Origin of the sequence: Corynebacterium sp. A21 (genome assembly GCF_052266655.1) — a bacterium.
Lineage (GTDB): Bacteria > Actinomycetota > Actinomycetes > Mycobacteriales > Mycobacteriaceae > Corynebacterium.
This window is the reverse complement of the sequence record NZ_JBQPQY010000012.1, coordinates 22,439-35,236: the sequence shown is the minus strand read 5'-3', so window position 1 is coordinate 35,236 and position 12,798 is coordinate 22,439. Positions and strand designations below refer to the sequence as shown.

Annotated in this window: 8 protein-coding genes; 7 read left to right on the top strand and 1 reads right to left on the bottom strand. The window is 66.0% G+C overall.

Features of this window, described 5'->3' with window-relative positions; genetic code table 11:
* Positions 1–6: 6 nt before the first annotated feature.
* Genes ACTU46_RS13570 through ACTU46_RS13540 form a run of 7 tightly spaced genes read left to right on the top strand, consistent with a single transcriptional unit; the run spans position 7 to position 11,940 of the window.
* The gene (locus ACTU46_RS13570) at positions 7–885 is read left to right on the top strand and encodes a DUF3152 domain-containing protein (protein ID WP_443382579.1); all 879 of its coding nucleotides are present in this window, start codon (positions 7–9) and stop codon (positions 883–885) included.
* Complete coding sequence (locus tag ACTU46_RS13565; protein WP_443382577.1) at positions 882–1,697, top strand: TIGR02569 family protein; 816 nt, start codon at positions 882–884, stop codon at positions 1,695–1,697. Before ACTU46_RS13570 ends, ACTU46_RS13565 begins: the two co-directional genes overlap by 4 nt.
* A 2-nt stretch (positions 1,698–1,699) precedes the next feature.
* A complete protein-coding gene (locus ACTU46_RS13560; RefSeq protein ID WP_443382574.1) occupies positions 1,700–4,780 on the top strand; it encodes a PD-(D/E)XK nuclease family protein in 3,081 nt (1,026 codons plus the stop codon).
* Positions 4,773–8,036 carry an ATP-dependent helicase gene (locus tag ACTU46_RS13555; RefSeq protein WP_443382572.1) on the top strand — a complete coding sequence of 1,088 codons (3,264 nt, stop codon included), beginning with the start codon at positions 4,773–4,775 and terminating at the stop codon, positions 8,034–8,036. The genes ACTU46_RS13560 and ACTU46_RS13555 overlap by 8 nt, the downstream gene beginning before the upstream one ends.
* A 36-nt stretch (positions 8,037–8,072) precedes the next feature.
* The gene (locus ACTU46_RS13550) at positions 8,073–9,137 is read left to right on the top strand and encodes a potassium channel family protein (protein ID WP_443382570.1); all 1,065 of its coding nucleotides are present in this window, start codon (positions 8,073–8,075) and stop codon (positions 9,135–9,137) included.
* The gene (locus ACTU46_RS13545) at positions 9,137–9,868 is read left to right on the top strand and encodes an NAD(+) diphosphatase (RefSeq protein ID WP_443382567.1); all 732 of its coding nucleotides are present in this window, start codon (positions 9,137–9,139) and stop codon (positions 9,866–9,868) included. Before ACTU46_RS13550 ends, ACTU46_RS13545 begins: the two co-directional genes overlap by 1 nt.
* An 11-nt stretch (positions 9,869–9,879) precedes the next feature.
* Positions 9,880–11,940 (top strand): ATP-dependent DNA helicase UvrD2, encoded by a 2,061-nt coding sequence (locus tag ACTU46_RS13540; protein ID WP_443382564.1) that lies wholly within the window; start codon positions 9,880–9,882, stop codon positions 11,938–11,940.
* On the opposite strand, the gene ACTU46_RS13535 is transcribed toward ACTU46_RS13540, so the two are convergent.
* Positions 11,934–12,767 carry a TOMM precursor leader peptide-binding protein gene (locus tag ACTU46_RS13535; RefSeq protein WP_443382562.1) on the bottom strand — a complete coding sequence of 278 codons (834 nt, stop codon included), beginning with the start codon at positions 12,765–12,767 and terminating at the stop codon, positions 11,934–11,936. The genes ACTU46_RS13540 and ACTU46_RS13535 overlap by 7 nt on opposite strands.
* Positions 12,768–12,798 lie beyond the last annotated feature (31 nt).

The following is a 12,798-nucleotide window of genomic DNA, read 5'->3' as shown; positions in this document are numbered from 1 at the left end:
CCACCGATGGCAGCAGAAGCCCTGTGGGTCCGCTACGCCCGGGATCTGGGGTGGCGGGCATATGCGATCCCGGTTCTTGCGGTGATCACCATCTGGGTGTTGGTGGATATCTTCACCACCCCCGAGGCCACCCCATCCACGGAGGATGCCGCCCTGGGGGACTCCCAGACGGAGGTGTCCCAGATCGAGGATGCGCCACGTGGCCCGAACCCGGCGGACAGTGAGCCGCCGGTGGTGGGTCCCACGGAACTTCCCCCGGGAGGGGCTTTCACCGAACACGGTGCGGGCACCTACCGGGTCATCGGCCTGCCCGGATTAGCCGTCGGGCAGGGCCAAGAACAGGTCGTCCGCTATGTCATTGAGGTGGAGGAGGGCGTCAACACCGCCAATATCGGCGGCGATGATGCCCTGGCCGCCATGATTGACGCGACCTTGTCCCATCCGATGGGGTGGACCGCTGATCCGCGTTACCGCTTCGAGCATGTCGCCCCGGACCAGGATCCCACCATGCGGATCCAGTTGACCTCGGTGGGCACCACCCACGAGCTCTGCGGCAATGACCTGGCCATGGAGACCAGCTGCTACACCTCCATGGGCGACCGCGTGGTGATCAACGAATCGCGCTGGGTCCGCGGGGCCGCTCCCTTCGAGGGGGATCTCGGCTCCTACCGCCAGTACCTGATCAGCCACGAGGTCGGCCACGGTCTGGGCTATTACGGGCATGAACCCTGTGCCGCTGAGGGGGAACTCGCCCCGATCATGATGCAGCAGACCCTGAGCCTGAATAACTCCGGGCTCCACGCCGTGGATCCCAACGAGGTGTATGCCGATGACAACCAGACCTGTATCGCCAATCCCTGGCCGTACCCTAACCTGGTGCCATGAGTGATGGTGCTGTGAACTTCAACCCGCAACTCCCGGAGCATGTGCAGTCGGGCTTCCATGTGGAGCCCGGCACCCCGAAACCCGCCGGTGCCGCCTGGGATCATGGTTGGCTGGTGGGCACCGTGGTGTTCTCCCGGGCGGTTTCCGCGGATCAGGCTGCCTGGTCCGCCAAGACCCGGGAAAAGCTTCGTATCCCGGGACTGCGCGTCGCCCGGCCGATCCGCGCCACGGACGGCCGCTACGTGGTTTCCGGCTGGCGGGCCGCCAACCATATTGACGGGGCTCCGGCGCGCCGGGTCGATGAGGTCGTCCACGCCGCCCTGCTTCTCGACGACGCGCTGAGTGAGGTGGAGATCCCGGCTTTCGCGCTCAGCAGTGGGGAGGATCCCTTCACCCGGGCTGATCGTGAGGCCTGGGCCAGTGCTGATCCCGGGGTCAATGATCTGGCGGGGAAGCTTTTCGCCCTGATGGCCCCGGTGGCGGCCCCGGACCAGGTCTGTCACGCTGATCTGCTGGCCACCACACTCTTTTCGGGATATCAGGCCCCTGCGGTCACCGATCTGGTGGCGGTGGCCCACCCGCACGGCTATTCTGCTGCGCTGGTGATGATCGATGGCCTGTTGGCCGGGGCGGTGGACACCGGGATCCTGGATCGCTTCGACCATCTGCCGGCACTGGATCAACTGCTGCTCCGTGCCCTGACCTACCGGGTGTTGATCCATGAGTATCACCCGGAATCTGTCCCGAACATGATTGCGGACCTGGAACGGGTTGCCGGAACTCTCATGTCCAGGGTGTCTGCCACAATGTAGGCATGAGTGATTTTTCGCCCGCCCAGAGATTCGCCCCGCCGCCAAAGTTGAAGGTCAGGCTCGTTTCCACGGAGCAGCGACCGCAGCGGCGGGAGTGGTCGGGGCAGGCTGCGGAACTGCTGGCAGGACCCACCGGCACCTGGCGGGTCACCGGTCCCGCGGGATCCGGTGTCACCAGCCTGCTGGTGGATACCACCGTGAAGTTGATCCATGATGGCGTGGATCCGGCCACGATCATGGTGATCGCCCCGGCGAAGGAATCCGGCTCCCGGTTGCGCCGCGATCTGATCTCCCAGCTGGATGGAAATTACGTGTCCGAGGGCACCCTGGTGCGTTCGATCCACTCGTTGGCTTTCGCCCTGCTGCGCCGCGATCGGCCGGCCAGGTTGATCACCGGTGCGGAACAGGATTCGGTGATCCGGGAACTACTGGAGGGACACGCGGACAGCGGGCGGGGCAGTTGGCCGGTGGCGCATCGGCCCGCCCTGCGCATGGTGGGTTTTGCCCGCCAGTTGCGTGACTTTCTGTTGCGTTCGGTGGAGCGGGGTCTCGGCCCGGATGAACTGATTGAGTTGGGGCAGCAGTTCCAGCGTCCAGTCTGGTCCGCTGCCGGTGAATTCCTGCGCGAGTATGAGCAGATCAGTGCCTTGGCAGGCACCCAGAGCTACAGTGCCTCCGAGCTGGTCACGGCGGCACTTCGGTTGCCCCGCCCCGAGCTGGAGCTGAGTGCGTTGATCATCGATGATGCCCAGCATCTGGACCCGAAGTCCGCGGAGCTGCTCACCAGGCTCATGGCACAGGCCAAGCTGACCGTGATCGGCGGTGACCCGGCGCAATCGGTCTTCCACTTCCGTGGTGCGAACCCGAAATTCCTGCAGAAGCAGGAGGTGGACCATGAGGTGGTGCTGGGGCCGTCCTTCCGGGCGCCCTACCGCCGGGTGATCAAGACTGACACCTCCTCCAGCCAGCAGGCGCTGATAGCGGACACCATCCGTCGTACCCATCTGCTGGAGGGGGTGCCCTGGAATGAGATCGCCGTGATCGTCCGCTCCACCGGCATGATCGCCGCGGTCCGCCGCGGGCTGCTCAACGCCGGGGTGCCGGTGCATCTCAACCCCACCGATGTGGTGCTCTCGGAGCAACCCATCGTCGCCGGCATGATCCTGGGGGTGCGGGCGATCTCCACCGAGCTCTCCGCCGCCGACCTGGAGACCCTGCTGCTCGGACCCATCGGTGGTGCTGATCCGGTGACCCTGCGCCGACTACTCCGCGGGCTGCGTCAGCTCGACTTCTCCCGCCGCGCCCTTGATGTGCTGCGGGAACTCATCGCGGTGGATTACCCCTTCGACCGGGCGGAACTCGCCGAGAAGCTCACCGACCGTGAGCTGGACATCCTTGAGCGGATCCGCAGTGTGCTCGTCGCTGGAGCGGCGGCCCGCGAGGCCGGGCATTCAGTGGAGGAGGTGCTCTGGGCGCTCTGGGAGGCCACCGGCCTCTCCGACCGGCTCATGGCGGCGAGCCTGCGGGGTGGTGCCCCCGGCTCCCAGGCGGACCGCGACCTGGATGCCATGATGACGCTTTTCGACGCCGCGGGCGACTACGCCGAGCGGCGCCCCACCGCCGGCATCGACTCCTTCATCCGGCATATCGCCGAGCAGGAACTCCCCACCGGGGTGCGCGAACGCCGCGGGGTGGAACCCGATGCGGTGACCCTGCTCACCGCCCATGGTTCCGGTGGGCAGGAATGGCATACTGTCATCCTCGCCGGGGTTCAGGAGGGTACCTGGCCCTCGCTGGGGGAGACTGGCACCCTTTTCGGCCAGGAGGAGCTCATCGACCTGGTTGACCTGGACATCGATCCGGGCACCCCGGTCTCACACGCTGCCGAAAGACTGGCCGAGGAACGCCGGCTCTTCCACATGTCCGCCAACCGTGCGGTGCAGCAACTCCTGGTCACCGCGGTGGAATCCAGTGACTCGGAGGCGGAGCTGGAGCCCTCACGCTTCCTCGATGAGGTGGCCGCTGATGAGGTCTCCCAGCTGAGCCTGACCTCGGAGAGCACCGCAGCGCCCGATGCCGAGATGGCCCCGGCGATCCGGGTGCTTTCCGCCTCCTCCCTGGTGGCGGAACTACGCCGCCGGGTGTGCGATCCGGCACTGCGCGAGGACTTCCGCAACCAGGCCGCCCGGCAGTTGGCCCGGCTGGCCACCGCCGGGATACCGGGGGCGAACCCGGAGCAGTGGTGGGCCACCACCGAGGTCTCCGAGACTGCGCTGCTCAATACCGATGAGCAGCTCAGCCTTTCCCCCTCCCGGGTTGAGGCCCTGCAGAACTGTCCGCTCAATGCCGTGCTCAGCCGGGTGGAGGAAGAGGAGGAAACCCCGATCCACATGCTCAAGGGCACCCTGGTCCACGCCTTCGCGGAAGCGCTGGCCCGGGGCGCGCATTCCGCGGCGGCGGAACGACTGGTCACCGAGGCCTATGAGAACCTCATCCGGGTCCCTGCCTGGCAGCGGGAGTCGGAACTGCGGTCCTGGCAGAACTTGATTGACTCCACCGCCCGGTGGTTGAGCTCCCGCGGCACCATGGAGTTGATCGGAGTGGAGGTCGAGGTGGAGGTGCCGATTACCCCGGAGGTGAAGATCCGCGGCCGGATGGACCGGCTGGAGCGGGATCCGGCTGGTGAGTTGCACATCATCGATCTCAAGACCGGCAAGAACATGCCGGTGGCCAAACGCATGGCCGAGCATGCCCAGTTGGCGGTCTATCAGCTGGCGGTGAGCCGGGGAGCGCTCAATGAAGGCGTCATCACCGCCCCGCTGCCGGGGCAGGAGACTGAAACCGTGGGCAGCGGCGTGCTGGTCTTCCCCGCGAATCAGCTCAAGGACGGGAAGGCGAACACCCGTGAGCAGGCTGCGAAAACCCCTGATGAGCTTGCCGAGCTCGCCGATTCGCTGCCCGGGTTAGCCGCTCAGTTGCGGGGGCCGAACCTATTGGCCCGGATCAACCCCACCTGCCCGAACTGCACCCTCAAACCGATCTGCCCCGTCCAGACCGAAGGAAAGATGACCACCGATGCCTGAACCTATTTCCCCGGTCCTCCTTTCCCGCTATCTCGGGCAGGAGCACGCCCCCACCCCACAGCAGGCCGACATCATCGGCGCACCACCCGGCCCCCTGCTGGTGGTCGCCGGTGCCGGTGCGGGCAAGACCGAAACCATGGCCGCCCGCGTGGTGTGGCTGGTGGCCAACGGCTACGCCACCCCAGACCAGATCCTCGGCCTGACCTTCACCCGCAAGGCAGCCCAGGGGCTGAGCATGCGCATCCGCCGGCGTCTGGAAGTGCTCGCCGGTATGGAGAAACTCCGCGACCTCGACCCCACCGGCAAGCTCACCGCAGACCTCCAGGCCATCACCCCCACGGTGTCCACCTATGATTCCTACGCTGGGCGACTGATCCGGGAGTATGGGCTGCTTGCCCAGGTGGAACCCTCCGCCCGGCTGATCACCTCGACCGAGCAGTACCAGATCGCCTCGGGGATCGTCCGGGATTACACCGGCCGCCTGGATCTCGGCAACGCCGAGTCCACGGTCGTCGAGAAGCTGTTGAAGATGAGCGGTGAACTCGACAACCACATGGTCGACTGGGAGGAGCTGAAGGAGGAGAGCCGGGCCTTCGCGGATAACTTCCTCAACCTGCCCAAAGCTCCCCGGCAGTCGGATAAACCAACCCAGAAAATGCAGGGCTACCTGGACACCCAAGAACATCGGCAGGACTTCCTACCCCTGGTCCGGGAGTTGAAGCAGGAACTCAAGGCCCGCAATGTCATCACCTTCGGCGAGCAGATGAGCCTGGCCGCCAACCTGGCGGAGACCCACCCAGAGGTCGGCGAGGCGCAACGACGTCGTTTCAAGGTGGTCATGCTCGATGAGTACCAGGACACCGGACACTCCCAGCGGGTGCTGCTGCGCAGCCTCTTCGGCAGCGGAGATCCCGAGCTGACCGTTACCGCGGTCGGCGATCCCATGCAATCGATCTACGGCTGGCGTGGGGCCACCTCCGCCAACCTTGAGGCCTTCGTCCATGACTTCCCGCTCCCGGACGGCACCCCGGCCCCGAAGAAGGAGCTGACCACCTCCTGGCGTAACCCCCCGGAGATCCTGGAGCTGGCCAATGCCGTGTCTCGGGAGGTGCTCGGACCACCGGAGTCCCCGGACCGGACCGTCCAACCACTGGAACCGAAGCCGGAGGCGGCATCCGGTGAAGTCCGCCTGGAGTTCCACGACACCACCGTGAGCGAGCGGGAATCGGTGGCCCAGTGGCTGGCCGGGCACTTCCACGCCCGCAAGGCAGCGGGGGAGGAATTCACCGGGGCGGTACTGGTCCGCAAGAACGTCTCATCGCCACTGATCGCGGCGGAGCTGGGCCGGCTGGGGATCCCCCATGAGATCGTCGGGCTCTCCGGGCTGCTCTACGTTCCCGAGGTCGCGGATGTGGTGGCGGTGGCCAGCATCCTGGTCAAACCGCAGGACACCACCGCCGCCCTGCGGATCCTTGCCGGGCCGCACGTCGGACTCGGGGTCGCCGACATCAGCGCGCTCTCAAAGCGAGCGGCAAACCTGGCGGGGCGGGTGAGGGGGAACCGCAATGTGGTGGAACTTTCCGAAGAACCCATCGATCGCCTGCAACAGATCATCGCCGATACCCTGCCCGCTGACCCCGAAGAGGTGGTGGGGCTGGCGGATGCCATCGCCGACCTCGGGGAACCCGAGCGCTACAGCCCCATGGGCTATTTCCGGCTCCGGGAACTGGCCGCTGAGCTGCGGCACCTGCGCACCCGGAACCTCTCGCACTCGCTGACTGATCTCTTCTCCGAGATTGAGCAGGTCATCGGCGTGCGCACTGAGGTGCTGGCGCGCCGGGAGCCGGGCACCGACGGCGCGGTGGGCACCACCCACCTGGACCGGCTGGCCGAGGAGGTTGCCTCCTTCGCCGCGATCCCCGGCGCCACCCTGCGCGGTCTGCTGAGCTACTTCGAACAAGCCAAGTCAAGTGACAATGGGCTGGACCCCGGGGAGGTTGTGGTGCGTAGTGACCGGGTGCAGATCATGACCGTCCACAAGGCTAAGGGACTGGAGTGGCAGCACGTGGCCGTGATGCACGCCGATGACCGCACCTACTCAGCGAAGGCGGAGACCTGGCTGACCCGGGTGGAGGAGATCCCGGCGGCACTCCGGGGCGATGCGCAGTCCTCGCCGCAGCTCGAGGGCGTGGCGGAAAACCGCAAGGAGTTCGAGGACGCCTGCAAGGAATATCTCGGGGAGGTCCGCGGGGCGCAGGCCGAGGAGAACACCCGCCTCTTCTACGTGGCGGTGACCCGCGCCGAGCATGCCCTGCTGGTTTCCGCCTCCCGGCTCAGCGATACCGGCACCACCTGCAACCCCTATGAGAACCTCGAGATCCTGCGCCGGATCGCCCCGGAGTCGGTGCACGGTTGGTTCGGTGAAGATGAGGAGGAAAGCGAACCCCCGCAGCTGCCCGCCCCCGCCGAGGGAATCTTCCCCCACCTCAAGGTCTCCCCGAATGTCAGGGAAGGGGCGGCGCAGGTCCTCGAGGCACTCCGGGACATCCCGAAGCACAACACCGATGGTGCCCTCTTCGACCTGTGGGAGCGGGAGACCACCGCCCTGATCGAGGAATATGAGTCCCTCTCAGCGGCGGTGATTGATGTGCCGCTGACCCAGGAGCTGACCGCCACTGATCTGGTGGCGTTGAAGAATAATCCGGAGCAGTTCGCCAAACGGATGCGCCGCCCGGTGCCCTTCCGACCCAACACCTACGCCAAACGCGGCACCGCCTTCCACCAGTGGCTGGAAGACCGCTTCGGGGCCAGCGCCCTCCTGGATGAGGATCAGCTACCCGGACTCGGTGAGGAAGAGGTATCGGGTGCGGCACTTATCCGGCTCAAGGAGACCTTCCTCGAGAGCCAATGGGCGGACCGCACCCCGGAATTCGTCGAGCAGCCCTTCGAGGTCTCCATCGGCGACCGCGTGGTCCGGGGCCGGATGGATGCCGTCTTCCGGCAGGGAGATGAGTGGATCGTGGTGGACTGGAAGACCGGCCAACCACCGAGCGGCCCGGAGATGCAGGCGGCGATCATCCAGCTGGCCGTCTACCGCCTGGCCTGGGCACAGTTACGTACCAGGGAGGGCGAGCCGGCCCCGAAGGTACGTGCGGCTTTCCATTATGTCGGCCAGAACCACACCTTCGAACCTGATGTCATTCCCGACGCGGCCAAGTTGGCGGCACTGATCGAGCAGGGGAGCACTAGAGTTTAGGGGCAACCGCAGCATCGGGTGAGAAGGAGAACAACAATGCGATCGCGAATCCGCGAGCGATTCCGCAGTGAAGGGGAACTCAGCGACCTTCCCCACCACGCCCTCCTGGAGGTCATCCGGATCCCGGGGCAACGCCGGATCGGCCCCTGGTGGATGATCCTGCGCCGCCTCGGCTACGCCCTGGGGCTGCTCCTCGCCGTTGCCATCATCGTCTATGTCGATCAGGCGGGCTACTCTGAGGAGCTGACCTTCATTGACGCCATGTACTACTCGGCGGTGTCACTCTCCACCACCGGTTATGGCGACATCACCCCGGTCACGCAGTCAGCCCGACTGATCAACATCATCATCGTCACCCCAATCCGCATCGCCTTCGTGGTTCTGCTGGTCGGTACCACCCTCGCGGTGCTGACCGAAGAATCCCGCCGCTCGCTGCAGATTCAGCGCTGGAGGAAAAAAGTGCGCAACCACACCATCGTCGTCGGCTACGGCACCAAGGGCCGTTCCGCCGTCGCCGCCTTGCTTGCCGACGGCGTGAAGCCCGGCAGTATCGTCGTCATCGACGAGGACCGCAGCGTGCTCGCCCGCGCTGAACACCAGGGACTGGTGACCGTGCATGGTTCGGCCACCAAGGCAGATGTCCTCAAGATCGCCGGGGTCAACCGGGCGCGCGCCGTGGTCGTGGCCCCCAACCTCGATGACACCGCCGTCCTGGTGACGCTGTCGGTGCGGGAATTGGCGCCCTCCGCCATGATCGTCGCCAGTGTCCGGGAATCTGAGAACCAGCACCTGCTGGAACAGTCCGGTGCGGATTCGGTGGTGATCTCCTCCGAGACCGCCGGCCGCCTGCTGGGCCTGGCCACCGTGACTCCCACTGTGGTGGAGATGATGGAGGACCTGCTCTCCCCGGATGATGGCTTCTCCGTCGCGGAGCGCCCCATCGGCGAGGATGAGGTGGGTGCCAACCCTCGCCACCTGGCCGATATCGTGCTCGGTGTGGTCCGCTCCGGCGAGCTCTACCGCATCGATTCCCCGGAAGCCGAGAGCGTGGAACCCGGTGACCGACTGCTCTATATCCGTCGCATGAGTGGAGAACACTAATGAACCGCTACCTCTGCCTCGACGCCCGCAACCGCTATGTGCTCACCGAGGGCCGGCCATATTTGTCCGAGCGTCCCCATGGCGGTGAGGCCGTGCGTATCGACGCCGAGACCTGGGCCGTCCGCGTCGGCTCCGGGTTCGTCGATAAGCAGGCCGCCGAGGTCGGCGGCGAGATCGCCGACGGGTTGGAGTTCATCACCGAACCCGCCCTGGCCAGGGCATCGGCGATCCTGCGCCACCGCGATAACTTCCGCTTCGACCCGGCCGACGGCAGCCCGCTCAGCTATGACGAGGACGGTGTGGTCGCCCGTGGAGAAACCACCAAGCTGCTCTTCCCCCGCATCGACCCTGCCGTGATCGGCATCATCGAATTGGCAGGGGAGGACAAGATCCTGCTCGGACGCAATGTCCAGCACGACTTCTTCTCCCTGATCGCCGGCTACGTCGACCCCGGTGAAAGCCTGGAGCAGGCCTTCGCCCGCGAGGTGATGGAGGAAACCGGCAGACGGGCGGAGCAGGTCCACTACTGGGGAAGCCAACCCTGGCCCCCGAGCGGATCGCTGATGATCGGCTTCCACACCACCACCCACGATCGCCACGCCATCGCCGAGACCGATGGCGAACTCGCTGAGATCTGCTGGGTGGGCCCCGAAGAAATACCGGACCTGCCGCTGCCGCGCGCCGGGTCGATTGCCCACCACATGATCACCGACTGGCTCAGCCGTCACTGAGAGAGGACCATATGCTCAACCTCGAGGACCTGGACTCCGATCAGCGCGTCGCGGCCACCGCCCCGCGTGGCCCGGTGTGCATTCTCGCTGGCGCGGGTACCGGCAAAACCCGCACCATCACCTACCGCATTGCGCACCTGATCGAGCAGGGATTCGTCAGCCCCAACCGGGTGCTGGCGGTGACCTTCACCTCCCGGGCGGCGGGTGAAATGCGTCATCGGCTCAGCCTGATGGGAGTGGGTGGGGTGCAGGCACGAACCTTCCACGCCGCCGCCCGGAAGCAGTTGATGTACTTCTGGCCACAGGTCGCCGGTGACCTGCCCTGGCGGCTGCTGGACAATAAATTCCCGCTGATCGGCCGGGCCGCGCGCTCGGTCGGCGTGGGCAGTGAAACCGAGAACATCCGGGATCTGCTCAGTGAAATCGAATGGGCCAAAGCCTCGCTGATCTCCGCCGACCAGTACCCGGAGGCGATCCAGGGCACCAATCGCACCCCACCGGTGCCCGCGGAAAAGGTCGCTGAAATCTACCGTCGCTATGAGCAGGCCAAGTCCAATAGCGATGGCATGCTGTTGGACTTCGATGACCTGCTCATCCATACCGCTGGCGCCCTGGAGAACTCGCCGGCGGTGGCGGAGGAATTCCGGGAGCAGTACCGCACCTTTGTCGTCGACGAGTACCAGGACGTGACCCCGCTGCAGCAGCGGGTGCTCCAGGCTTGGCTCGGGGAGCGCGATGATCTGACCGTGGTCGGCGACGCCAACCAGACCATCTACTCCTTCACCGGGGCCAGCCCGGACCACCTGCTGAATTTCTCGCGGACTTATGAGAATGCGACCGTGGTCAAGCTGCAGCGGGATTACCGCTCCACACCGCAGATCACGGACCTGGCCAATACCGTCATCGGCCAGGCCACCGGGCGGGTGGCCGGTACCCGCCTCGAACTACAGGGCATGCGCCCGGCGGGGCCGGACCCACAGTTCCAGTCCTTCGATGATGAGCCCACCGAGGCGCGGGAGATTGCCGGGCGGATCCTCACCCTGCTGGATCAGGGTATTCCGGCCTCCGAGATTGCCGTGCTCTACCGCATCAATGCGCAGTCCGCGGCTTTCGAACAGGCGCTTGCCGACGCCGGGATCAACTACCAGGTCCGCGGTGGTGAAGGATTCTTCAACCGCAATGAGGTCAAACAGGCGATCAGCGAACTGGTGCGTACCGCCGCCCGTTCCGATCTCCCCGAAGAAGCCATCGGAGGCGAGCTACATCGCCTGGTCCGCGCCGTCCTGGCCCCGCTGGGGCTGTCCTCGGCCGAGCCCGAGGGCGCGCAGGCCCGGGAACGCTGGCAGTCCCTCAACGCACTGGTGGAACTGGTGGAGGAACTCGGCCGGGCCACCCCGGATCTGGACCTGCCGACCTTGCTCCGAAAGCTACGCGAACGTGCCGAATCCAAGCATCCCCCCACGGTGGAAGGTGTCACGCTGGCCTCACTCCACGCGGCGAAGGGCCTGGAATGGGATGCGGTCTTCCTGGTTGGCCTGGTGGAGAACACCCTGCCCATCAGCCATGCCATCAAAGCCGGAGACCACCAGGTCGAGGAGGAACGTCGCCTCTTCTACGTCGGTGTCACCCGTGCCCGCGAGCACCTGTACTGCTCCTGGTCCTTTGCCCGGCAGGAAGGCGGCCGGAAGTCCCGCAAGCGTACCCGCTTCCTCGATGGCATCGTGCCGGAACCTGACCTGACGCAGGTCCCGCCGCGCAGTGTGCGCCCGAGCCGCTGCCGCAACTGCGGTCGCCCGCTCAATAGCCCGGGCGAGAAAGTCCTCGGACGCTGCTCGGAGTGTCCCTCCGACGCCGATGAAGGGGTCTTCGAGGGATTGCGGGCCTGGCGCTCGGAGGTAGCCCGTGACATGCAGGTGCCGGCCTATATCGTCTTCACCGATGCCACCCTGATGGCCGTGGCAGAGGCACTGCCGCGCTCGGAGGCCGAGCTGCTCGACGTCTCGGGGATCGGGCCGGCCAAACTCGAGAAATACGGGGCCGGGTTACTTGCCGTGTTGGGCGGCTTTCAGTAATACCAGCAGACCGGACACCGGGGATGCGGCGTGATGATGCTGTACTGGTCAGCGGGACTACGGGGATCAACCTCCAGGTAAGACCCCGCCAGCAGTTGCCGACGCGGGGAGCCCGGCGGTTCCAGATGCCGCCCCAGCAGCTGCTGGGCCACCGTGACCACCCGGGCCGCCGTTGCCGCGAGCGTCAGCGGATCCGGGGTATGCGGTCCACCCGGCAGCTGACTGACCGTGGGATACCAGCGGCCGTCACGGTCTGAACGATGCAGATCCAGGCACATCGGGCAGGGGCCCTCACCTCGGATCCGCAGCGGGCCGATGACACCGCGACCATCCAGGATGGCTGCCGGCACCCAGGTGCGGGCGAAGCGCGAGAGCAGCGGAGCCATGGTCCGGGAGTGTGCCAGCCGGTCAATCACCAGCACCGGTACATCAACATCGGCATGCGAGAGATAGGAATACTCAGACTCACCGAGCAAGGGCGCCCGGACGGACATCCCGGATTCCTCCGCGAGGGAAGCCGTGCTCCGAGCCAGGCGGCTACGACCGAGAATGATCAGCGAACCGCCCGGCGGTGCCACCAGGATCCGATAAGACACCAGATCCGCTACCAGTGAGCGGGCCGCCGCCATACTGAAACCAACAGCCTTGATCTTGGTTTCCAAATCAGTTCGACTCATCGGGCGGCGCGCGCCCAAGAGGGCACTGGCCAACCCCGGCGCCTGATCGGTCTCGATAACCCCGGCCCGGGTGGCGTCCACCCCGAATTGCACGGCATCCCTACCGCGTAGAAAAACATGCGCCCCCGGCGCCAATATCAGTTCAATCACGTTTCAACCCCCGAGGAGTCATTGCACCACA